Origin of the sequence: Mycetocola sp. CAN_C7, from assembly GCF_015752285.1 — a bacterium.
In the GTDB taxonomy this organism is placed as follows: Bacteria; Actinomycetota; Actinomycetes; order Actinomycetales; family Microbacteriaceae; genus Mycetocola_A.
The window spans coordinates 22,280-44,998 of the sequence record NZ_JADOUY010000003.1; the positions used below are offsets into that span (position 1 = coordinate 22,280).

17 protein-coding genes are annotated in these 22,719 nt (G+C 64.6%); 14 read left to right on the forward strand and 3 right to left on the reverse strand.

The features are described 5' to 3' along the window. The first annotated feature begins 51 nt into the window (after nucleotides 1-51). Nucleotides 52-5,163 carry a metallophosphoesterase gene (locus tag IWX78_RS06820; RefSeq protein ID WP_196832783.1) on the forward strand — a complete coding sequence of 1,704 codons (5,112 nt, stop codon included), beginning with the start codon at nucleotides 52-54 and terminating at the stop codon, nucleotides 5,161-5,163. A gap of 434 nt (nucleotides 5,164-5,597) precedes the next feature. Here the strand turns inward: IWX78_RS06820 and IWX78_RS06825 are convergent, their stop codons facing one another. Further along, on the reverse strand, nucleotides 5,598-6,071 hold the full coding sequence (locus tag IWX78_RS06825; protein ID WP_196832784.1) for a DUF805 domain-containing protein: 474 nt from the start codon (nucleotides 6,069-6,071) through the stop codon (nucleotides 5,598-5,600). A gap of 310 nt (nucleotides 6,072-6,381) precedes the next feature. Here IWX78_RS06825 and IWX78_RS06830 point away from each other — a divergent pair, with 310 nt between their 5' ends. Then, nucleotides 6,382-7,299 carry a cation diffusion facilitator family transporter gene (locus tag IWX78_RS06830; RefSeq protein ID WP_196832785.1) on the forward strand — a complete coding sequence of 306 codons (918 nt, stop codon included), beginning with the start codon at nucleotides 6,382-6,384 and terminating at the stop codon, nucleotides 7,297-7,299. 573 nt (nucleotides 7,300-7,872) lie between these two features. Here the strand turns inward: IWX78_RS06830 and IWX78_RS06835 are convergent. Both IWX78_RS06835 and IWX78_RS06840 read right to left on the reverse strand, forming a co-directional pair. Beyond that, nucleotides 7,873-8,826: a hypothetical protein gene (locus tag IWX78_RS06835; RefSeq protein WP_196832786.1), complete on the reverse strand. Its 954-nt coding sequence runs from the start codon at nucleotides 8,824-8,826 to the stop codon at nucleotides 7,873-7,875. Between the two features lie 135 nt (nucleotides 8,827-8,961). Next, on the reverse strand, nucleotides 8,962-9,777 hold the full coding sequence (locus IWX78_RS06840; RefSeq protein ID WP_196832787.1) for an IclR family transcriptional regulator: 816 nt from the start codon (nucleotides 9,775-9,777) through the stop codon (nucleotides 8,962-8,964). 129 nt (nucleotides 9,778-9,906) lie between these two features. On the opposite strand from IWX78_RS06840, the gene IWX78_RS06845 reads away from it, so the two are divergent. From IWX78_RS06845 to IWX78_RS06900, 12 genes are all read left to right on the forward strand, one after another. Then, nucleotides 9,907-11,598, forward strand: a complete 1,692-nt coding sequence (locus IWX78_RS06845; RefSeq protein WP_196832788.1) for a thiamine pyrophosphate-binding protein — start codon at nucleotides 9,907-9,909, stop codon at nucleotides 11,596-11,598. Nucleotides 11,599-11,621: 23 nt separating this feature from the next. Next, on the forward strand, nucleotides 11,622-13,217 hold the full coding sequence (locus tag IWX78_RS06850) for an AMP-binding protein (RefSeq protein ID WP_196832789.1): 1,596 nt from the start codon (nucleotides 11,622-11,624) through the stop codon (nucleotides 13,215-13,217). 25 nt (nucleotides 13,218-13,242) lie between these two features. Beyond that, complete coding sequence (locus IWX78_RS06855) at nucleotides 13,243-14,253, forward strand: cyclase family protein (protein ID WP_196832790.1); 1,011 nt, start codon at nucleotides 13,243-13,245, stop codon at nucleotides 14,251-14,253. Continuing rightward, the gene (locus tag IWX78_RS06860; RefSeq protein WP_334684609.1) at nucleotides 14,250-15,353 is read left to right on the forward strand and encodes a tartrate dehydrogenase; all 1,104 of its coding nucleotides are present in this window, start codon (nucleotides 14,250-14,252) and stop codon (nucleotides 15,351-15,353) included. The genes IWX78_RS06855 and IWX78_RS06860 overlap by 4 nt, the downstream gene beginning before the upstream one ends. After that, nucleotides 15,350-15,790, forward strand: coding sequence for a Zn-ribbon domain-containing OB-fold protein (locus IWX78_RS06865; RefSeq protein ID WP_196832791.1), 441 nt, complete (start codon nucleotides 15,350-15,352; stop codon nucleotides 15,788-15,790). Before IWX78_RS06860 ends, IWX78_RS06865 begins: the two co-directional genes overlap by 4 nt. After that, on the forward strand, nucleotides 15,787-16,932 hold the full coding sequence (locus tag IWX78_RS06870) for an acetyl-CoA acetyltransferase (RefSeq protein WP_196832792.1): 1,146 nt from the start codon (nucleotides 15,787-15,789) through the stop codon (nucleotides 16,930-16,932). Before IWX78_RS06865 ends, IWX78_RS06870 begins: the two co-directional genes overlap by 4 nt. A gap of 29 nt (nucleotides 16,933-16,961) precedes the next feature. Beyond that, nucleotides 16,962-17,912: an MBL fold metallo-hydrolase gene (locus IWX78_RS06875; RefSeq protein WP_196832793.1), complete on the forward strand. Its 951-nt coding sequence runs from the start codon at nucleotides 16,962-16,964 to the stop codon at nucleotides 17,910-17,912. Between the two features lie 180 nt (nucleotides 17,913-18,092). Continuing rightward, on the forward strand, nucleotides 18,093-19,187 hold the full coding sequence (locus IWX78_RS06880) for an ABC transporter substrate-binding protein (protein ID WP_196832794.1): 1,095 nt from the start codon (nucleotides 18,093-18,095) through the stop codon (nucleotides 19,185-19,187). Between the two features lie 79 nt (nucleotides 19,188-19,266). Continuing rightward, nucleotides 19,267-20,037 carry an ABC transporter ATP-binding protein gene (locus IWX78_RS06885; RefSeq protein WP_196832795.1) on the forward strand — a complete coding sequence of 257 codons (771 nt, stop codon included), beginning with the start codon at nucleotides 19,267-19,269 and terminating at the stop codon, nucleotides 20,035-20,037. After that, nucleotides 20,034-20,876, forward strand: a complete 843-nt coding sequence (locus tag IWX78_RS06890; protein ID WP_196832796.1) for an ABC transporter permease — start codon at nucleotides 20,034-20,036, stop codon at nucleotides 20,874-20,876. Before IWX78_RS06885 ends, IWX78_RS06890 begins: the two co-directional genes overlap by 4 nt. Continuing rightward, nucleotides 20,873-21,712, forward strand: coding sequence for an ABC transporter permease (locus tag IWX78_RS06895; RefSeq protein WP_196832797.1), 840 nt, complete (start codon nucleotides 20,873-20,875; stop codon nucleotides 21,710-21,712). The genes IWX78_RS06890 and IWX78_RS06895 overlap by 4 nt, the downstream gene beginning before the upstream one ends. After that, entirely contained in the window at nucleotides 21,709-22,710 is a 1,002-nt protein-coding gene (locus tag IWX78_RS06900; protein ID WP_196832798.1) for an amidohydrolase family protein, read from the forward strand. The genes IWX78_RS06895 and IWX78_RS06900 overlap by 4 nt, the downstream gene beginning before the upstream one ends. Nucleotides 22,711-22,719: the final 9 nt, after the last annotated feature.

Below are 22,719 nucleotides of genomic sequence, written 5' to 3' on the forward strand. Positions count from 1 at the left end.
CCCCGGCATCCGTAGGTTCGGAGAACTCCCCATCGAACCGAAGGTTTTTCTGTGTCTACGCCACGTCTTCGGCGGTTCAGCGGAGCTCTTGCCACAGCCACTGTGTGTGCGCTGGGTATGGGCCTGCTTGCTGCCATCCCTGCATCCGCCGCTCCAGCAGGCATCCCGCCGCTCGTGATCACCGAGATCGTCGCCAACAATCCGGGTAACGACAACTTCGAGTACTTCGAGGTGCACAACACGACGACGGATGCCATCGACCTCGCGGCAGCAGGCATCACCTTCGCCTACTCGTACGCCGACTCAGACGACCGTGGGCGCGACGTGCCACTCACCGTTGCAGGCGACGTGAGCATCGCGGCAGGCGAGACCGTGGTCTTCTGGCTGAGCTACACGACCGGTGCCGTCGACTCCACGGCGTTCACCGAAGAGGGCTTCCGCACCGCTGTCGGAGCGGATGCCGCAACGCGCGTTCTCCGCGTCACCGGCCAGAACGGCATGGCAAACGGCGGTGACCGCGGCCTGCGCATCCTCGACGCCGACGGTATCGTCTCCTGGTCGCACTACCCGGCCGGATCGATGGGTGAAGACCAGGCCGTGCACTTTCGTCTGCCTGAAGACGCCGCCGACCTCGGCCTCGACGTGCTCGCTCCCAACGCTGCGAAGAGCCCCGGGATCGTCGACCCGGCAGCACTCGTTCGGCCGACGCCCGAACCTGAGCCGGTTCCCGAACCCGGGCCTGCCACGAACTGGCCGGTTCTCGTCACCGAGATCGCGCCTGACCACACCGGCTTCGACAACTTCGAGTTCTTCGAGGTGCACAACACGACCGGCCGCGCCATCGACCTCGCCGCCGATGGCTACTCCTTCGCCTACGGCCCGGTCAGTTCCGATGACACGACCTCGGATGTTCCACTCACCGCCGAGGAGAACCTCGTGCTCGGCGCTGACGAGACCGCGGTCTACTGGCTGAGCTACACGAGCGGCAACGTCGACTCGTCCGCGTTCACCGAAGCAGATTTCCGAGCCCAGTGGAGCGTTCCGGCAGACACCGAGGTCGTTCGGATCACCGGGCAGAACGGCATGGCGAACGGCGGAGCCCGCGGCATCCGCGTGATCCAGACGACGGATGCCGGTGCCGAGCCGGTCAGCTGGTCGCACTACCCGGCCGGTTCCGTCTCGACCACCACAACCGCCCACTTCCGGATCCCAGGCGACATCGCCGAGAAGAGCCTGCCGTTGCTCGAGTCGGCGGCGGCCAGCCCAGGCATCGTGACAGGCGCAGCGCTCACCGCTCCCGAGCCCGAGCCGACCCCCGGCTGGGACCCGCAGCCGGACCCGGCCCTCAGCACCGCTCGTCTCCAGGTCACCGAGCTGCTGCCCGATTCGACCAACGTCGGCGCTTCTGACGGTTTCGAGTTCGTCGAGGTCTACAACGCCACGAGCGAGCCGGTCGACTTCAGCGACTACGCGATCAACTACCTGTACCCGATCGACCTCGCGTCGAACAGCAACGAAGTGCTCTGGCCGGCCCAGCCCGCCGACGTCGTCATCGACCCGGGCAAGACCCTCGTCTTCTGGATCAAGAACGGCCCCAACGACGCCCTCGGCGCTGACGCCTTCAACACCCAGTTCGGCACGGACCTCGAGCTGGGCACCGACCTCGTCGAAATCTACTCCGGCGGCCTGGCGAACGGCTCGGCGCGCGGCATCGAAATCGTCACCAACACCGGGTTCAGCGTCAACCGCGCCTACTACAACATGGGCGCGACCGACGATGCCCAGGCCGACCAGGGCGTGAGGTACGCCGTCTCAGACGACGATCTCGGACTGCAGCGGATGCTCGGACTCACCGCGGCGACGCCCGGCGCGATCCAGGAAGACCAGGTCCCCGCCGGACTGATGATCGACCCGGTCGACACCACCGGTCCTGTCGTCGCCGACCTCACCGCAGCCACCATCGACCCCACCGTGAACTTCACGATCGAACTCGACGCGAGCGACGACGTGCAGGTGCGCACGCTTCAACTGGACGTCGCGAACAACGTGGATGACGGCATCCGTTTGATCAACCTCGTCGTCGATGCCGACGGTCGGTACCGTTCCGTCGTGAACGCCGCCGACCTTATCGGCAAGAAGTGGTACGAGTACACGGTCACCGCACGTGACGGCCCGAACACCACGACGACCGAGACCCGGCGTGTGCCGATCGCGGGGGCGAACACCGACCCGATCCGGCTCAACGTGACCGACGGGCAGTACATCGGTGGCGAGTCCACCGTGATCGCTGCCGGCGACGACTTTCCGAGTGAACTCGAGCTGAGCATCGACGGCACTCCGGTCGAGACGACGCCGAACCTCGAGAGCGCACCGACCTTCGTCTTCGAAGCAGGCGGGGTGAACACGTTCTTCCAGAACGGCGTGCGCATCGGTGAGGACGTGCTGACGATCTTCGACGACGGGCTGCCGACCGGATTCGAGACGATCGTCACCCCGGTCCCGCTCGACTACGTGGTCGACGGCGACGACCTCGTCGTCAGCATCTGGGCCGGCACCAAAGCGGCACCGGAGATCAACCTCGACGAGAACAACGACGACTTCCAGGTGAAGGGCCTCAGGCTCGTGCTTCCTGACGGTCGCACGCTCACCCCTGCCGGATACGACGACCCCACCCTCACCCTCAACATGGGAGACAGCGCGGGCAGGCTCGACTTCTTCGACGCCCGATTCACGCTGCCGACGGACGCCTTCACCGGCGAGTCGACCGTCTGGGACACCACCGCAGAGACCGACGGCGAGCACACCGTATCGGCGACGGATGGCATCGACAGCCTCAGCCGCACCGTGATCGTCGACAACACGGCGCCAGAGGTCACCTCCTCGATCGTCGATGGCACGCCGTACCAGGGCGAGATCCGCATTGAAGCCGAGATCACCGATGGTGGTGCGGGCGTCGGCTCGTACACGGCCACCCTCGACGGGATGCCGATCACTCTGCCGTATACGACCTCGTCGTTGATCCTCAACGCGGGCGATCACGCCGTCGTGATCGAATCCACAGACAAGGTCGGCAACGTCACCCGCTTCGAGGCAACGTTCACCACCTTCGAGGAGCAGCCCAGCGGCGGGGCGATCAGCCCGACCGAAGGCAGCGAGGTCGAAGCCGGGAACGTGAGTCTCTCGGCGCAGGTCGAGGACCCGACGGGCGACATCCTCGATGTGTCGTTCCGCGAGGGGTACCGGCTCGATCTCGAAGACGGCGACGTGTCGACCCGGTCAGGGACGACGCAGGACGCCGCGTCCACCGACCGGGAGCAGCCCGTCTCTCTGAAAGCCACCGATGTTGCCGCACTCGAAACCGTGGACGGCATCGCCACCGAGATCAGCTCGGACGACGAGTTCCCGTACCAGCTGTTCGACGTGGACGTGCCGACGGATGCCGGTGCCGGCGCTCTCGTGCGGGTCTCGTGGGCAGGGGCAGCGAACGCGAACGCGCAGGTGATCCTCTACGCACTCACCGCCGACGGAGCATCCTGGACCGAGGTCACCCGTCACCGAACGACCACAGATGACGAAGCGTTCACCCTCTCCGGTGTCGTCGACGCTGACACCCACGCGGTCGACGGAACCGTGAGCATCCTGGTGCAGCACTCCGAGGGCTTCGCTGCCGCTGACCAAACGTCACGGGACGACGCGGTCGCTCCGCACAACGCGGGAGACGTGCCGCGATCGGACTACGACTTCACGATCGCCTGGGAGTCCGACACCCAGTACTACAACGCGGAGTACTACGACCACCAGGTGGCGATTCACGATTACCTGCTCGATCGTCGTGAAGAGCTCAACCTGCAGTACGTCATCCACACCGGTGACATCGTCGACAACCACCTTGCGCCCTACCAGTGGAAGAACGCCGACCCGCAGTATCAGCGGTTCGATGACGCCGGGTTGCCGTACGGCGTTCTCGCCGGCAACCACGACGTCGGGCACAAGGAGGTGGACTACACCAACTACAGCGAGTACTTCGGTGAAGACCGGTATGCGGCGAACCCCTGGTACGGCGAGAGCTACCAGGACAACCGCGGGCATTACGACCTGATAACCGCTGGCGGAATCGACTTTCTCATGGTCTACATGGGCTGGGGTCCTGGCGATGCCGAGATCGACTGGATGAACGAGGTGCTCGCGGCTCACCCCGAGCGCATCGCGATCCTCAACCAACATGAGTTCATGCTCACCACCGGTGGCCTCGGCGCGATGCCGCAGCGCATCATGGACGAGGTCGTCGCGACCAACCCGAACGTGAAGATGGTGTTCTCCGGTCACTACCACGACGCGTTCACCCGGCTCGATTCCTTCGACGACAACGGCGACGGCATTCCCGACCGCACCGTTCACTCGATGCTGTTCGATTACCAGGGGCTCCCGGAGGGTGGGCAGGGGTTCCTGCGCCTGCTGCACTTCGACAACGAGACCGGCCAGATGCTCGTGCGCACCTATTCGCCGTCGCTCGATGTGTACAACTCAGAGGAGGCGAGCCTGCTCGGGCCCGTCGAAGACCCGTACATGTTCCAGGAGTTCGCTGTCTCCTACGATGCCCTCGGAATCACGCCGGCGACGAAAACTTTGGCGACGGATGCCTTCAGCGCCGAAATCCTGACGGCGAACGAGATCGCCGGGTTCGCGGATGTGCCGAGCGGCTCCGTGCTGACCGCGACCTGGCCGCTCGAGGAGCTCGGTGAGCACGGCTGGTACGTGCACACGGCCGACCCGTACGGCGCCGTCGACTTCTCGACGGTCAGGCTCTTCACCGTGATCCCGGCTGCTGAGGTTCCGACCGATCCGAACGACCCGACCGATCCGCCTGGGGATGGCGGGCCTGGGGATGGCGGTGGTGACGGTGAGCCTGGTGACGGGACCGGCGGGGGATCCGGTCCCGGTGATCCGGCGGGCGGGGGCTCGTCGCCGATCGGTTCGGGCCCGGATGCGGGTGGTTCCGGTTCCGGCTCCGGGGGCGACGGCCTTGCTGACACGGGTGCGTCGGCCGGTCCGGCGGGTGCCCTGGGGCTCGGGGCGCTGGCAGTGCTGTTGGCCGGCGTGAGTCTGCTGCTGTTCCGCCGGGCGCGGGCCAGCTCGTGGCATCGTTCGCGGGGGGAACGCTAGCCGCGGAGGGAGACCGCCACCACCTCGGGGTGGCCTCCCGAGCGCCACCGCCCTCTCCCGATGTGCCCGGGGGAGGGCGGTGGCGTGTGGCGCAACGGCTACGGCCGCGCGTTGACGCCGCGCCTCCCAGGCAGAGCGCCAGCGACCAAGCCGAGGCTGTCCCATCCGCACTCGCGCCGCGTCCGGCGCTCTGCGACTACGCCTCACACTTCGGCTCGCGCTAGTGGCTCCCAGCCCGCGCGTGTGGCGACCATTGTGCGACCGGAGCCCTGGCATCCTGTCGTCGGGTGGCATCCGCCTCGTGTGCTGCAGTTTCATGCCGATGCTGCACTTTTGGGCGCACCAAGCCCGGCCGTGCTGCACTTTCTTTTCGATGCTGCAGTTGCAACTGCAGCATCGAAAAAGAAGTGCAGCATCGACTGTCCACCGGAGCGTCAGCGGTCGAAGCGCGCGCCCTCGGGATTGCTCGGCAGCAGCGTGAACACAAGAAGGACGATTGCACCGAATGTCGGAAAGAGTGCGAGCAGAATCCATCCGCCCGAGAAGTCGATGTCGTGCAGGCGTCGCACCGTGAGGGCGATCCCCGGAATGAAGACCGCGAGGAAATAGAGCACCATGACCACCATCACCACGACGGCTGCCGGGGCGAACTCGGTTTCCCCGGTTCCGGTCGCCGTCTGACCAACCACCGCCGACTGGATGACCAGCGCGAGGAGGCTTCCGCCGAAGAACACGATGACGTTGAGGAGCGCAATCCACCAGTATTCGCTGCGGCTCGACCGGCCGGCGAAGGTGGCGTACCGGCCGAAGAACCGCGAAACCGCAACTTTCGGGGAGGCGCGGCGGATCGGGGCATCCGTTGAGGTTGGTGCGGAGTCGACGGTCGGGTAGGACGCGGGCTGTGTCACGGGGGCAGTTCCTTCTCGATCGTTTCGGGCGGACACCGACACGCTATCGGCCGGGGTGACGGCTGCGCGATGGGGAGTTATGCCCCAAACGAGCGTTGCCCCTCCCGAACGCCCGCAGGCACCGGCTCGTGCTGTGGCACGTTGAAGTACGAGCGCGCGTTGTCTGGGCGGATGTTCGCGACGGCATCCTGACAGATCCGCATTGGGGGAGTATGTAGGCTCCGCGGTGCGGTGCGGTGCGGTGGCGACCGCGACGGAGCGTGCGTAGAGCCGAGCGTAGGCTGGCGTCAGCCATCGGGGGAGTACCAACGTGACCGTGATCATCGCATTCTGCGCCAACGTGCTCGTCGCTGTCGCCAAGACGGTGGCCGCCTTCCTCACCGGGTCGGCATCGATGGTGGCCGAAGCCGCACATTCGTGGGCGGATGCCGGCAACGAGATCTTCCTGTTGATCGCCGACAGGAGGTCGTCGCGCGAGAAGGACGAGGAGCATCCGCGCGGTTATGGGCGGGAAGCCTGGGTGTGGTCACTGTTCGCTGCTGTGGGGATCTTCACCGCTGGGGCCGTCGTGTCGGTGACGCACGGCATCCAGGAGCTGACGAATCCTGAGCCCGTCGAGAGCCCGGCGATCGCCTATCTCGTGCTCGGGGTGTCGTTCATCCTCGAGGGGATCTCGTTCGCTCAGGCCGTCAGACAGTCGCGGCGAAGTGCCTCGAAGCGCGACCAGTCGACGGTGCGATTCGTACTCACGAGCTCGAACGCGACGCTGCGGGCTGTGTTCCTCGAGGATTTCGCTGCCCTGATCGGACTGGTGATCGCCGCGACGAGCATCTTCGTTCACCAGGTGACGGGCAATGCCGTGTTCGATGCGATCGGGTCGATCCTCATCGGGGTGCTGCTTGGGGTGGTCGCGCTCATCCTGATCGATCAGAACCGGCGGTATCTCATCGGCGCCAACTCGTCGCCCGGGCTGCGGGATGCCGCAGGGCGCGCCCTCCTCGCATCGCCAGACATCGACCGGGTCACCTACCTGCATCTCGAATTCGTCGGGCCCGAGCGCCTCTACCTGGTCGCAGCGGTCGACCTGGTGGGGGATGCCGCGGAATCCTCGGTGGCGGAACGACTGCGGCGGATCGAGCGATCGATCGAGGAACACGAGGGGATCGAGACGGCGGTGTTGTCGCTCTCGGTGCACGACGAGGCGTCGCTCGAGTTCGCGGCGCCGTAGTGCCTCGATGCTGTCGCGCCCTCAATGCTGTCGCGCCGACAAACGCACCCGCGCTGGTTCGATGGAGTCGCGTCGACGACGACGCGAGGCCGCGCCGGCTCCTCAGGTCGCGCAAACGACTGTTGTCCGGCGGGTATGGCGACCGTTTGCGCGGCCTGAAGCCGCGGCATCCGTTCGCGGGCCACTTCAGTGCGCACAAGCTGGTCTCTCCGGGTCATGCGGCGACTATTTGCGCTCATCGACGGACGGATGCCGCACCCGCGCCGCGAACCACGCGCGCGGGACGCTCCGTGCTGCAGTTGTGTGCCGATGCGGCATTTACAGTGTCGAGGCCGGCGCCCGTGCTGCACTTTCTTGTCGATGCTGCAGTTGCAACTGCAGCATCGACGCAAAGGTGCAGCATGGGGCGTCGCGGATGCGTGAACCGCGTCTCCGGAGGCTCGCGGTTCGGCGCACTGGCGTGCCACGCGCCCGTTCGCCGCGCACGTTCATTGGGCAGAAACTGCTCGCATCCGGCGGTTTGGCGACCGTTTCGCATTTGAACGACGGATGCCGCGGCGCGCGAAGCGTCGACTACTCGGTCTCGAAGGTGAACCGGTCTTCCTGATACACGGCGTCGGCGTGCGACAGTTCCCAGGTGCCCCCGTCGACAGCGTCGCTCGGAATGGCCACGACAACGTTGCCCGTCGCCGAGTCGCCAGCAGCCAGGCCGTCGATCAGCTCGAAGCGTGGGTCGGGAGCGATCGCGAACGGGGTGAGTGAGCTGTACCGTTCGCCGTCTGCTGTCACGAAATTGATGAGGATGTTGGTGCGCGGCGTCACGCCGTCGTCTGACAGCGACGTCAGGTCGACCGTGATCATGGCCCACTGGAAGCCGGCCGGGGCATCCGTGTTGCTCGCATTGGCGGCAGCGACCAGATCGGTTGCGTCGAGAACGGATGTCGTGATGGTGGCCTCGTAGTCCGCCTGGCCACCGATGTCGGTCAGCTCCACGACGGTGCCGAGCGGCAGCGGATCGGCGGCGGCCTCGGTGGGAGACGGGCTGACGAACGGGCTGGGTTCGATGGTCGGGAGATCACGGGTCGCCCCGTCGACCGCACCGCCGACAGCGAAGATGAGGCCGAACGTATAGACGAAGATCATGATGAACGCGATCACCATCGACGCGGCGGAGAGCCCGGTGCCCCAGGCGGCCTGGCGACGGGGGCGGTCGGCGAGCACGAGCCCCACGATGCCGACGATGATGCCGGCCGGGCCGAGCAGGAACGCGAAGAAGCCGATGAACGGGATGAAGGCGATCACGACCGCGACGACGCCGATGATGAGCGCGGCGAGGCCCGGCCCGTTGCTGCGCTTCGGACCCGTCGGACCGACCACGGTGTAGCCGTACGGAGGCTGCTCCTGCGGATAGTACTGCGCCGCGTTGTAGGGCTGTTGCTGCCCCGAATACGGTGGCGGGTTCTGGCCAGTGGGGTTCTGGCCGGAGGGATCCGCCGGTCCGTACGGGCTCTGCGGTGGGTTGGTCATGCCCCCAGTCTCGCGCACCCGATGCCGCGGGTCGAGGGGCAGAGGTCCCCGGTGCTTCCCACTCGGGCGAGGGCCTGCTCGATCCGCTTCTACCCGATGACCACCGACACTGCCTCCTGCCCGCAGCAGGCAGTGTCAGGCGCCGGTCGCGGCGTCGGCCGGGATGAAGCCCAAACGACGAGACAGTCCTTGGGCGGCGGTCCGGATCGAGGCTCCGACTTCCTCGATGGAGAGCGCCTCCAGGCGATCAGCGGGGCAACTCAGCGTGATTGCGCCAGCACATCGTCCGCCGGCATCGAAGAAGGGGGCGGAAATTCCCGCGCCGTTTCTGACCCAGCGCCCAGGGCTGTAGGTATAGCCCTGGTTGCGGTCGATCTCGAGTTGGCGCCGGAACTCGTCCTGATCCGTGATGCTCTGCGGAGTGTTCGCCGGCAACCCGCCAGACAGGATGCGATCGCTCTCCTCGGCCGGCATCCCGGCGAGAATGGCCATACCCGCAGCGCCGCTGACCAGAGGGAACGGCTTACCCAGATCGATCACGTAGCGGATCGTGTGCTCGCAGTCGACCTTGCCCCGAAAAACGAGCGAGTCATCGACCCGCGACGCCACGTAGCAGGTCTCGTTGAATTTGCTCACCAGCTCCTTGAGGAAAGGCTCCGCCGCCTTGACCAGGGTGTCGCGCTCCGCGAGTGCCGCAACGATCGAGAACAAACTGGGGCCCGCTGCGTACATTCCGCGGTCGAGGGCCTGTTCGACGTACCCGAGCTCTTCGAACTGGGTCAGGATGCGACTCACCGCGCTGCGGTCGATGCCGGTGACTCGAGCGGCCTCGCGAACACCGATCCCATCGGCGTGAGTGGCGACGAGTTCCAGGAGAGTGATCGCGCGCCCGAGAACCCCTGACTTGGAGTTCTCTTTTGGCTGATCGACGTCAGTGTCCACAGTGCTCATCTTGGCCCCCATGAGCAAATGATACGACATCGTCCGGTCCCAGCTTCTTGACTCCAGTCGAAACGCACGCCACAATAACAAGACGATGTCTTGTTGGATAAGACATGGTTCACAGACAAAGGGGTCCACGTGACAGAACAGACCGGCGCGGAATATCTCGCCCGCACCCTCGATGCATACGGTGTGTCCGCAGTGTTCCTGGTGCCGACCTCGTTGAGCGCGACCCTCGTCACGATGGAGCGCGAGACCGAGATCAAGCGCATCGTCACCCACGGAGAAAAGGCCGCCGCCTATATGGCGGATGGCTACGCGCGGGCCACCGGTCGACCGGGGGTGTGTATGGCTCAGAACATCGGCGGCGCCAACCTCGCCGCCGGACTCCGAGACCCCTACCTCGGGTGCTCGCCCGTCATCGCGTTGACCGGCGGACCCTACGAATTCAGTCGTGGACGCAACTATTACCAGGAGATCGAAGACTTTCCGCTCTTCAAACCAGTGACCAAGTCGAGCAGGCAGGTTCTGGATGCCGCCCGGCTCCCTGACCAACTCGACCAGGCGTTTCGCGATGCGACGGTGGGTAAGCCTGGGCCCGCCCACCTCGAACTCGCCGGACACACCGGCGACACCATCGAGAACCAGCGGATCGACGCCGAGATCCCCGACGCCAACATCCGTCAGGTGCCCGCGGCACGGATCTCCCCGAACCCGGCGGATATCGCCCGTGCCGCTGAAGCGCTCCGTTCAGCGCAGCGCCCGGTGATCGTCGCCGGCGGCGGCGTGCGAGCATCCGGAGCCGGTGACGAAGTGGTCGCGCTCGCCGAGCTGCTCGGCGCCCCCCTCGCGACCTCGCTCAACGGAAAAGACACGGTTCCGGCCGGTCATCCGCTTGCGATCGGTATCCCGGGCCTCTACTCGCGAGCGAGTGCAAACGAGATCCTTCTCGAAGCTGATCTCGTGTTCTACATCGGCAGCCAGACCGGTAGTCAACTGACGCTGACTTGGCAGGTGCCGCCTCCCAGTACGCAGATCGTCCATCTCGATATCGAGCCACAGGAACTCGGTCGCCACTACCCGAACACGGTGCCGATCGTCAGCGACGCCAAGCTGGGCCTCATTGCTCTTCTCTCCGCACTTTCGGACGTCGATCGAAGCCGTACGGCGGACTGGGTCGCTCGCGCGCGCACGCTCGGCGAGCGGTGGCGCCGCGACCTGACCGACCGGCTTGAGTCGGATGCCACCCCGATACGGCCCGAACGCCTCGCCCATGAACTCGGTCAGATCCTGCCAGACAACGCCCTGGTCGTCGCCGACACCGGACACGCCGGGATGTGGACGGGTGGCTATCTCGACCTCGCCGGGCCGAACCAGGGTTTCCTGCGGGCCGCCGGCTCGCTGGGTTGGGGTCTACCGGCCGGCATCGGCGCGCAGATCGCGCGGCCGGACGCCCAGGTCGTCGTCTTCACCGGCGACGGGGGACTGATGTACCACCTGGCCGAACTCGAAACCGCTGCGCGTTGGAACGTCCCTCTGGTGGTCGTCGTGAACGACAACCGGTCGCTGAACCAGGAGATCAACCCGTACACCGTCGCGTACGGCGGATCGCTGAACGGCCGGCACCACGAGCTCTGGCATTTCACTGACCTCGATCTCGCCAAGGTCGCAGAATCTCTCGGTGTCACCGGAATTCGCGTGACCCGGCCGCAGGATTTCGAACCGGCGCTCGCGCGTGCGGTGGCCCTGAACGGGCCTGTTCTCATCGATGTCGTGACCGACATCGACATCATCGCCCCCAAGGGCTCAGCAGCCCGGGCGCTCTCGTGACCACCGACAGCCAAGGAACCCCGATGGATCTTCACTCACTCAACGTCCGCAGCTTCCTCGAGGATGCCGTCGCTAAGAACGCGAGCTCGCCTTTCCTGCTCTGGGAGGACGAGCGCCAAAGCTACGAAGAGTTCAACGCCCAGGTCGATGCGTCGGCTGCGTATTGGCATGAAGTCGGAGTACGCAAGGGTGACCGGGTGGCGTTCATGGCCGACAACAGCCCCGGATTTCTTCATTCCTGGCTCGGCCTCGCCAAGATCGGCGCCATCCTCGTCGCGATCAACACGGGTTTCAAGTTCGCAGAGGCCAGCTATCTCATCGAGCACTCCGAAGCCCGGTTCGCTCTGATCGATCCCCAGCACGCTGACCTGTTCCGTCGGATCCACGAGGCGGTGCCCTCGCTTCGACGCACGTTTGCCCTGGGGTCGGCAGACGGGTACGAGAACTTCGCGCGGTCGTCGAGAGAGTTCGGAGGGCGGATGCCGTCGGTCGACCTTGCGGGAGACGACCTGATCAGCCTCATCTATACCTCGGGTACCACGGGCAAGCCGAAGGGGGTCATGCAGTCCCACCGCAATTACGTGCTGACTGGGCAGGCCTACCCGCACTGGATGAAAATGGAGAAGGGCGACCGGATCTACGCCTGTTTGCCGCTCTTCCACATCAACTCGCAGGCTTACTCCACCATGGGAGCGATCGGCGCCGAGGGCGCTCTCGTTCTCGCGAAGCGGTTCAGCGCCAGCAACTTCTGGCCGGATGTGCGTCGCCACAACGTCACGGTCTTCAATTTCATCGGTGCGATGACCGTGATTCTGTCGAAGAGCAAGCCCAGCCCCGACGACAAGGACCACAAGGTACGGGTCGCGTACGGCGTTCCTGCGCTTCCGGCAGAAGTGCGCGATGTCGTCGAAGAGCGATTCGGACTCGCCTGTGTCTCCGGGTTCGGAATGAGCGAGACCACCTACGGTCTTCTGGAGCCGATCGACGCCCCCAGGCGCCCGGGATCGATGGGGCTCCCTCGATCGCATCCGAATCCTGCCGTTCCGCCGACCGAGGTGAAGATCATCGACGCCGACGGCAACGACGTCCCGGCCGGGACGATCGGCGAACTCGTCATCAGGAACGCGGCGATGATGCTCGGCTACTTCAAGGAGCCAGACAAGACCGCCGAGGCGCTGGTGGACGGATGGCTCCGCACGGGAGACAGCGCCTGGCAGGATGAGGATGGCTGGTTCTTCTTCGTCGATCGCAAGAAAGACATCGTTCGGCGCCGCGGCGAGAATGTTTCATCGCTCGAGGTGGAGAACGTCATCAACCAGCACGCAGACGTGATGGAGTCTGCCGTCATCGGCGTGCCGTCCGACCTCACCGACGAGGAGCTGTGTGCGTTCGTTGTCGCCCGCCCCGACCACGTCGTCGACGAGCAGTCGATCATCGAGTGGAGTGCCGAGCATCTGGCCTCGTTCAAAGTCCCCCGCTTCGTTGAGGTCATCGAGGCGCTGCCGAAGACTCCGACGTCGAAGATCGAGAAACACCGCCTCCGCTCGGGCGATTACGCCCCCGGCGAGCGCTTCGATGCCGGCGTCCGCTCCACCAGGACCAACGCCGTCACCCCCTAGTCCTCATCACATTCAAAGGAGAATCATGACAACCGAAACGCCGACCACATCCTCCTCCGTCGAGCAGACGGAGGTGCCCACGGTTGAGACCGTGCGCGAGCTCAGCAGGAAATACTCCAACTGGGAGCGGTGGGGCGCCAACGATCAGTTGGGCACCCTCAACCATGTGACCCCGGAGTTGGTTGCGAAAGCGAGCGCCAGCATCCGTTCGGGCAAGCGCATCTCGCTCGGCCTCAACTTCGACCAGAACGGCCCTCAGGGCGGCGGCGCATTCGGCGGCAGGTTCAACCCGATCCATTTGATGTTCCGTGACGGGGGTGACATCGCCAATGGAACCGTCATCGATGATTTCTACGGCGGCAACGACCGTCACATCCGTGGCACCGATGACATGATCATCATGCCGTTGCAGTCGGGAACACAATGGGACGCTCTCGGGCACATCTTCTTCGACGGGCACATGTACAACGGACGCACGCCGCAGGCCGTGACGAGCAAGGGCGCCACGTTCGGCGACATTGCCCAGGCGAAGAACCAGATCGCCGGGCGCGGCGTGCTTCTCGACGTCGCCCGGCTGAAAGGTGTCGATGCCCTGGAACCGGGCTACGCGATCACCGCGGAGGATCTCGAGGCCTGTGAGGCCGCGCAGAACGTCACGGTCGGGCGAGGGGACTTCGTCATGGTCCGGACTGGGCAGATGGGTGAGCGCAAGGGCAACTGGTCGGACTATTCCGCAGGTTCGGCGCCCGGTCTGGGATTCTCGAGCATCCCCTGGGTGGCGGAGCGCGAGATCGCTGCCGTCGCGACGGACACATGGGGAATGGAGGTGCTCCCGAACGAGAGCCCTGACGTCTTCCAGCCACTGCACTGTGTTTTCCTCGTGGCAATGGGTCTCTTCGTCGGAGAGATCTTCGACCTGGAGGATCTCGCGGCCGACTGTGCAGAAGACGGACAGTACGACTTCTTCTTCTGCGCTCCGCCTCTGCCCTTCACGCGCGCTGTCGGTTCGCCTGTGAACCCGATGGCGATCAAATGATGGATGCCGCCGCGCAGCAGGCGCGTCATTATCCGATCGCGGTCCTCGCCGGCGACGGGATCGGCCGCGAGGTCATGCCACCCGCGTTGGAGGTCGTCGAGTCCGTCGCGCACACCTTCGGCTTCTCGGTCGACTGGGTCGAATACCCCTGGAGCTGCGAGTACTACGCCGAGACCGGCGCGATGATGCCTGCAGATGGGATCGACAGGCTCTCGGAGCAGAAAGCCATCCTGCTCGGCGCAGTCGGAGACCCGAGCCTGCCCGATCACCTGTCCCTCTGGGGGCTGTTGATCCCCATTCGCCGGGCATTCGATCAATACATCAACCTGCGTCCTGCGCGCCTGATGCCGGGTGTCGAAAGTCCCCTGCGCAACACCGACAGGGGCATCGACATCATGGTGGTGCGCGAGAACAGCGAAGGGGAGTACTCAGAGGTCGGCGGGCGGATGTTCCGTGGGACCCCCGAGGAATTCGCCGTTCAGGAGGCCGTTTTCAGTCGTCGCGGCATCACTCGAGTGGTCACTTTCGCGGCGGAGCTGGCCCGAAAGCGAAGGTCTCGTCTGACATCGGCGACGAAATCAAACGGGATCATCCACAGCATGACCTTCTGGGACGAGGTGTTCCGTGAGGTGATGGTCGGATATGCCGACGTCGACGCGCAACTGATGCACGTCGACGCTCTGGCCGCGCGGTTCGTCAGCCATCCTCACGATCTCGACGTCGTCGTCGGGTCGAACCTGTTCGGCGACATCCTCACCGACATCGGCGCGGTCATCGTCGGGAGCATGGGTATGGCACCCTCCGCAAATCTGAACCCGGAGGGTCGACACCCGTCGATGTTCGAACCCGTGCACGGGTCTGCCCCCGACATCGCCGGGCGGGGTGTCGCGAACCCGATCGGTCAGATCTGGTCTGCGGCCATGATGCTCGATCACCTGGGCGAGACGGAGGCATCCGAAGCGATGATGCACGCCATTCATACCGTGCTCGGGGATTCCGACATCCGCACCCCGGATATCGGTGGAACGGCATCGACGAGCGAGATGGCATCCGCCGTTCTCCAGTCGCTCCCGCAACGCACGGAACCGGTGACGGCATGACGACGAATGACGTTGCCCGGCCGACCGCCGTACTGCGTGGAGAGGAACAACTCTTCTACGACCACGCCCGCAAGCACGAACTGGTTTTTCATCGCTGCGCCGAGTGCTCGAGCCCGATCTTCTACCTCCGCACGATTTGCCCCGGGTGCGGTTCGGAGTCTCTCAGCATCGAGCAATCCTCGGGCCGAGGGATCGTCTACTCCTTCACCACCCAGTACCGAGCGGCGCATCCGTTCTTCGCGGCCGACCTCCCCTCGACCCTGGTCCTTGTCGACATGGAGGAGGGATTCCGGATGTTCGCCGACCTGATCGAATGCGATCCCGATGACGTACAGGTCGGTCTTTCCGTTGAAACGGTGTTCGACGACGTGTCGGACGAACTCACGCTGCCGCGCTTTCGATTGCGTGATACCGACAGAAAAGGGGAACCACGGTGACCATCAGTGGGAAGGTAGCGATCGTCGGGGCCGCACAGGTCGACATGTTCAAGACCGTCGGGCGATCCCCGGTCGGAGTGATGTCTGTGGCCGTCACGAGGGCGCTCGGTGACGCCGGGCTCTCGCTGGCGGATGTGGACGGTCTGTTCACGTCGTCCTCCTACTACGCAATGCCCACGCTCACCCTCGGCGAGTATCTGGGAGTGCATCCGCGGTACGTCGACTCGACAGCGATCGGCGGATGCGCCTTCGTCGCCCAGCTCGCCCACGCGGCAGCGGCGATCGAGGCTGGACTGTGCGAGGTGGCGGTCATTGCCTACGGGAGCACCCAGCGCAGTGACGCGGGCAAGCTGATCAGCATGGCGGAGCAGTCGGCCTACGAGCTGCCTTACGGACTCATCCATCCGATCGGCGCCTTCGGCATGATCGCGCATCGCCATATGGCGGAGTTCGGTACCACGAGCGAACAACTCGCCGAGCTCGCGGTGGCCGCGCGGCAGTGGTCGATGCTCACAGACGACGCTCCCTATCCGAATCCGCTGACCATCGAGGACGTTGTCGGGTCTCCGGTCATCGCGAGTCCTTTGCACAAATTGGATTGCTGCCTCGTGACCGACGGCGGCGGAGCGGTTGTCGTGACATCCGCTGCTCGTGCGAGGGACCTCCGGTCTGATCCGGTCTACCTCCTCGGCGCGGGCGAAGCGCAGAACCATCGCAACGTGTCGCAGATGGCCGACCTGACCACCACCGAAGCGGTCCACAGTGCGAACCGGGCGTTCACGATGGCGGGAGTAACCCGAGACGACATCGACACGGCTCACGTCTATGACGCATTCACGATCAGTCTGCTTGTGCTTCTCGAGGATCTGGGCTTCTGCAAAAAGGGAGAGGGAGGCGCTTTCGTCGAGAACGGCGGCGTCGCGCCCGGCGGCCGGCTTGCCCTCAACACCAACGGTGCCGGCCTCTCGTACAGCCACCCCGGCATGCTGTCGATGTTCCTCATTATCGAGGCGGTCCAGCAGCTGCGCGGCACCGCAGGGCGTCGCCAGATCCCGGATGCCAGGCTCTCGCTCGTGCACGGCATGGGCATGACCCTCGCCGCGCATGCGAGCGCCATCCTCTCCAACCAACCCACCGCGTGACATGACGCCCAGAACCAAGGAGACCGACCGTGCAGACATGCGAACGACTGACCATCACCGTGCTCGTCGACAACTACATCGACATGCTGCTGCAGGACTCGCCCGGCATCCGCCGGCAGGGCATGCCCGAGCACTTCCTGCCCAGAAGGGGGACACCGCTCGCAGAGAACGGCATCTCGTTCCTCATCGAGGCCACCGCCAAGGGCCGCACGACGAAGATCCTGTTCGACGCGGGGATGAGCGGCATTCCGATCATCCACAATGCGCGCGTGCTCGGGGTGGACCTCTCCGAGATCGACCAGGTGGTGCTGAGCCACGGGCATCCCGATCATTTCGGCGGTATCTATGCCGCTCTCGAAGGGATCGGTCGTCGGGTTCCGCTCGTCGTGCATCCGTCAGCCTTCCTTCCGCGGTCGATCCGACGCCCCGATCTCATGCTCCAGTACTTCAACCGGGGTCTGACGGAACGCGAGCTGACCGATGCGGGAGCCGGCATCGTGGCGGTACGCACCCCGCTCGACCTCGCACCAGGCGTCACCACGAGCGGCGAGATCCCGATCACGGTCGACTTCGAAGAAGAGGTACCGACCGGTCGGATGTCGATCCGCGACGGCCATGTCCACCCTGACCCGATCGACGACTACCTCACCGTCATCATCAACGTCGAGGGTGTCGGGCTCGTGGTACTGGACCCGTGCGGCCATTCGGGCGTGCTCAGCTCGCTTGATCATGCCGTGAAGGTCACCGGTGTCGACCGGGTGCATGGCGTTCTCGGCGGGTTCCACCTGGGACACGCCAACATCACCCAGGAGAAGATCGACCGCACCGTCGCGGGGTTGGTCGAGCGGCAGGTTTCGCTGGTCTCGCCCATGCACTGCAGCGGATTCCGGGCCCAGCGGGCGATCGCGGAGGCACTGCCGGACGCGTTCGCCCTGATGACTGCGGGGACAGAACTCGTCATCGAAGCACCGAAAAAATGAGTATCGGCGCGCTCCGGTAACGGTAATGCGCCAAAAGTAAGACAGTGTCTTGACAATGGGGCGATCTGATGTCACATTGTGAAGAACTGAACGGCAACGTCAGGACCGGGCAGCATTCACCGCTCGCTGGTCTCGGGTCGCCGGCACGGACCATTGCACCGAACCAAAGGAGATTCGAGCATGAAGAAGCAGCATTCCGTTATAGGAATCGTCGCGGTGAGTACCCTGGCCCTGGCCGGTTGCGCAAACGCCCCGGCTGAGGGTTCTGGCGGCGAAGACGAGCGATACGCCGTCACGATGGCCATGGCAGCCGAAGACGAATTCACCGCCGAGTGGTGGGGGTGGCTCGCCGCTGAGGAGATGGGCTACTACGACGACCTCAATGTCGATGTCGACTTCGTGGGAGCTGGTGGAAGCGGGGCTGCGATGGAGCAGCTCATCGCTGGCAACGCGGATGCAGGCAATCCGTCGGCACCTGCGTTCGGCGAGGCGGCACTCGTGGGACTCGACGTAGTGAACATGTTCACCTACTCGAGCGGGGCCATTTTCGGTATCTTCGTGCCTGAGAGCGAAGGAATCACCGACATCGCGGGTCTGAAAGGCGCGAACATCGGCATCTCGGAGGCCGGCGGCGGTGAGGTCGCGTTCCTCGAGGCCGCACTTCGGGCCGAAGGCATCGACCCGATCACCGAGGTGCAACTGATTCCGATCGGTGACGGTGGTCCTGAGACGCTCGCTGCCCTGGATACGGGTTCGGTGGATGCGTACTCCACCGCATACAACGACATCTTTGCGCTTCAGACCGCGGGCGTTGACCTCCTCGACCTCACGCCGGCGATCTACAACGACTTCCCCGCACGCGGCATCATCACAACGTCGAAAGTCCTCGAAGAAAAGCCCGAAGCGATGCAGCGGTTCGCCCGGGGTACCGCGATGGGCATCCACTTCTGCCTGGCCAACAACGACGCCTGCATCGACATGCTGAAGGACGCCATCCCGGCTGCATTCGAGGAGAACGCCGATGGCATCTCGCAGGGGCAGCTCCGATTCGACCTGTCGCTCGAGCAGGTGCCGCCCGCTGATCCCGAACGATACGGCGCGCACGATGTGGAGGGTACGCAGGAGTTCCTCGACACCATCCGCTCCACGTCGGACGAATACATGGAAGTCGAAGCGTCCACCGTGCTGAATGACGAGTTCCTCGATTACGCCAACGATTTCGATCGCGCTGCGGTCGAAAAGGATGCAGCAGACTACGTCCTGAAGAACGACTGACCACCCGCCGGAGTGGTGACATGGCAATCAACGACGATGCAGATGACAACCTCGACAGCGAACTGAGATGACAATGACGATGACAACTCAAACCTCCCCCCTCGTCCAGGCGACGGGAGTCACCAAGCGGTTCGGCTCTGGCGACAAAGAAATGGTCGCCCTCAGCGGCCTCAACCTCGAGGTCCGGGAGGGGGAGTTCCTCTCCCTCCTCGGGCCGAGCGGCTGCGGAAAATCGACCGCCCTGAACATCATGGGCGGACTGCTCAAGGCAACGGAAGGCACAGTCACATTCGGTGGCGAGACCATCACGGGACCCAGCCGACAGATCGGCATGATGTTCCAACAGGCGGTCATGTTTCCCTGGCGAACGACTCTCGACAATGTTCTGCTGCCTGTTGAGATCTTCGGAGAATCGAAGAAGCAGTACAAGGCGAAGGCTGAGGAACTGCTCAACATGGTCGGGATCAGCGAGTTTGCCGGATCATACCCGTGGCAACTTTCTGGTGGCATGCAGCAGCGCGCGGCCCTCTGCCGCGTGCTGTTGCACGATCCCAAGCTCCTTCTCCTCGACGAGCCGTTCGGAGCATTGGACGAGTTCACCCGCGAAACGATGAACCAGGAGCTGCTTCGCCTTCAGGCGTACGCCGGAAGCACGGCCGTACTCGTGACTCACAACATCGCGGAAGCGGTCTTCATGTCGGATCGCATCGCCGTGATGAGTGCGCGTCCCGGCCGGCTGGTCGGCATCATCGAGGTCCCGTTCGACCGGCCTCGCAGGCCTGCGCTGCAGACGACGAACGACTTCGTCAAGCTCGTCGCAGAGGCGCGGCAAATGCTGGAGCTGCAATGACCATCACGAAACCGATGCACCGGCTCCGCCCGACGCGCGGAAGACGCCCATCGGCGGAGAAGATGGACTCGGGACCCGTCTGGATCTCGATCGCCACCATCGCGGTCGTTCTTCTGCTGTGGGAATTCATCCCGCAGACCGGGCTCATCAACCGGGTGTTGTTTCCGACCTTCACCGAGACGCTCGCCGGGTTCGTGCAGTTGGTCACCAGCGGCTACTGGTGGGACGATCTGGGAAAGACGATGATCGCCGTGGCCATCGCCTGGACGATCGGTGTCACCTTCGGGTTCACAATGGGCGTGGTCCTGGGCACCTCGCCGTTCATCCGTACCGCGATCACCCCGTACGCCATCGCTGTGCAGGCCCTCCCCAAGGTTGTGCTCGCACCACTCCTCATCGGTTGGCTCGGTTTCGGGTCAGAGAGCAAAATCGCCCTCGCCGTGATCATCTGTTTCTTTCCGGTGTGGATCGACACGATGGTCGGTCTCGCCCTCCCGGCGGCGAACGAGTTCAAGCTCATGCAGTCACTGAAGGCAACGAGATGGCAGATCTTCGTCAAGCTGCAACTGCCGTCTGCCATCCCCATGATCATGGTCGGTGTGAAGCACTCGCTTTTGCTGGCATTCACCGGGGTGCTCGTCGCTGAGATCCTTGCGGCATCCGATGGGGGCCTGGGCAAACTCGCGAAGGAATTCGCCTCCCAACTGAACATGCCCCTCACGTACTCCGTCGTCGGGATCGTCGTGATCCTGGCAGTGACGCTGGTGTCGATCGCTGACGTCGTCGAACGCCGGGTTGTGTTCTGGTCAGAAGAGTCACGAACAAGGAGACGGTCATGAGAACGGAGGCCATCGCAGCGGTAGCCGTTGCCAGTTCGCCGCAGGCGCGTCGTCGCAGGTTTTCCCCATACATCCTGACGGTGGCGTTCGCGCCCCTCATCTACGCGATCTGGTGGCTGGCGACGTCGACGAGATTCGTGTCGCCCATCCTGCTTCCTGCGCCGCAGGCGGTGTGGAACTCCTTCCCGCGGGTGGTCTTCGCCGACGGCTTCGGAGAACAGGTGCTGCGCACCCTGTCAGAGATCGTCGGTGGTTTCCTTCTTGGAGCGACGATCGGATTCGCGCTGGGGATGCTTCTGAGCTCCTCGAGCAGACTCCGGGCGGCGTACCTGCCGGCGTTGTCGGCGCTGGAGGCCATCCCGACCGTCATCCTCGCGCCGATCATCATCGCGTGGGTCGGCTTCGGCGTCGAGGGCAAGATCATGCAGGCGGCACTCGCGTGCTTCTACGCCGTATTCATCACCACGCTCTCAGGGCTGGGCCTCGCTGAGCCGAACGCGGTGAACCTGATGCGATCCCTCGGGGCATCCAAATGGCAGACGATGACTAAGCTCCGGATTCCTACTGCCCTCCCTGTGATCTTCGGGGGGCTGCAGCTCGGCGCGACCACAGCGATCATCGGTGCGATCGTGTCGGAGTTCATCGGTTCCACCGGCGGTCTGGGATACCTGATGATCCGCTACCGGGGCAGCTTCGACACTGCTGCCTACTGGGTGATCATCTTCTTCTTCCTGGCGATCGGTCTGGCCACGTACCTGCTGATCTGGTACATCGAGAAGAAGGTCGTCTTCTGGCGCCGCACGGATATCACCCGACCCGACCTGGAGAAGCAATGACCATCGATATTCACGCCCACACGGTCCCCGAGGGATTCATCGCGGAGCTGGCGGGAGTCGTTCCGGCGGCCACGCCGAAGGTGACGAAGCAGGACGACGGGTGGTGGTTCGACTATCCAGGAGGGCGACGCAGCGGCCCGGTTCCCCCCGGGATGTTCGACCTGGGAGAGCGGCTCTCCGACATGGACGACTGCGGAGTGGATGTCCAGGCACTGAGTGTTCCGCCAACGCACTTCGGCTATCGGTTGCCCGCCGAGGCTGCCGCGGATGCTGCACGAATGCACAATGACGCGATGATCGAGATGGCACGTGCGCACCCGACACGGTTCACTGTCCTGGGGCATCTCCCGATGCAAAGTGAAGAGCACGCGCTGGCCGAACTCGAACGCCTCGTCGGCATCCCTGAGATCGTCGGCGTCGAGCTCAGCACGAACGTGGCCGGGGTCAACCTCGGAAACGAGCGGCACGAGTCGGTTTGGAACGCACTCAACGCCGCCGGGCTCGCCGTGGTGCTGCACCCTGGCGACGTCGCCGGGGCCGACCGCATGCATGACCACTACTTGCACAACTTCGTGGGCAACCCCACCGACTCGACCCTCGCCGCGGGTTCGCTCCTGTTCGGAGGCGTGCTTTCACGAAACGAGGCGCTTCGGGTTGCGTTGCTCCACGGCGGCGGTTTTCTGCCGTACCAGATCGGTCGCTTCGACCACGGGTGGAAAGTCCGACCAGAAGCGAGGACACACCTTGACGTGCTTCCGTCGGAGTTGCTGCACCGGTTCTGGTTCGACACGCTCACTCATGACCCGTTGTCGTTGCAGTTCCTTCTTGACCGGGTCGGTGAAGACCGCGTGTGCCTGGGCAGCGACTACCCGTTCGACATGGCCGATCCAGACCCGGTGGGATCACTGCGTTCCGCACTCGTCGAGCATCCGCAGGCGATCGAGAAGGCGCTGACGGTCAACCCGCGGGAGTTGCTCACGCGACGTCCGGTTGCCTGACGGTTTCTC

Bases quoted from the DNA above. Each gene is read 5' to 3' on its own strand.
- IWX78_RS06835 (WP_196832786.1), bottom strand. From the start codon at position 8,826: ATGACCAACCCACCGCAGAGCCCGTACGGACCGGCGGATCCCTCCGGC.
- IWX78_RS06840 (WP_196832787.1), bottom strand. From the start codon at position 9,777: ATGAGCACTGTGGACACTGACGTCGATCAGCCAAAAGAGAACTCCAAG.
- IWX78_RS06850 (WP_196832789.1), top strand. From the start codon at position 11,622: ATGGATCTTCACTCACTCAACGTCCGCAGCTTCCTCGAGGATGCCGTC.
- IWX78_RS06855 (WP_196832790.1), top strand. From the start codon at position 13,243: ATGACAACCGAAACGCCGACCACATCCTCCTCCGTCGAGCAGACGGAG.
- IWX78_RS06860 (WP_334684609.1), top strand. From the start codon at position 14,250: ATGATGGATGCCGCCGCGCAGCAGGCGCGTCATTATCCGATCGCGGTC.
- IWX78_RS06865 (WP_196832791.1), top strand. From the start codon at position 15,350: ATGACGACGAATGACGTTGCCCGGCCGACCGCCGTACTGCGTGGAGAG.
- IWX78_RS06880 (WP_196832794.1), top strand. From the start codon at position 18,093: ATGAAGAAGCAGCATTCCGTTATAGGAATCGTCGCGGTGAGTACCCTG.
- IWX78_RS06885 (WP_196832795.1), top strand. From the start codon at position 19,267: ATGACAACTCAAACCTCCCCCCTCGTCCAGGCGACGGGAGTCACCAAG.
- IWX78_RS06890 (WP_196832796.1), top strand. From the start codon at position 20,034: ATGACCATCACGAAACCGATGCACCGGCTCCGCCCGACGCGCGGAAGA.
- IWX78_RS06895 (WP_196832797.1), top strand. From the start codon at position 20,873: ATGAGAACGGAGGCCATCGCAGCGGTAGCCGTTGCCAGTTCGCCGCAG.
- IWX78_RS06900 (WP_196832798.1), top strand. From the start codon at position 21,709: ATGACCATCGATATTCACGCCCACACGGTCCCCGAGGGATTCATCGCG.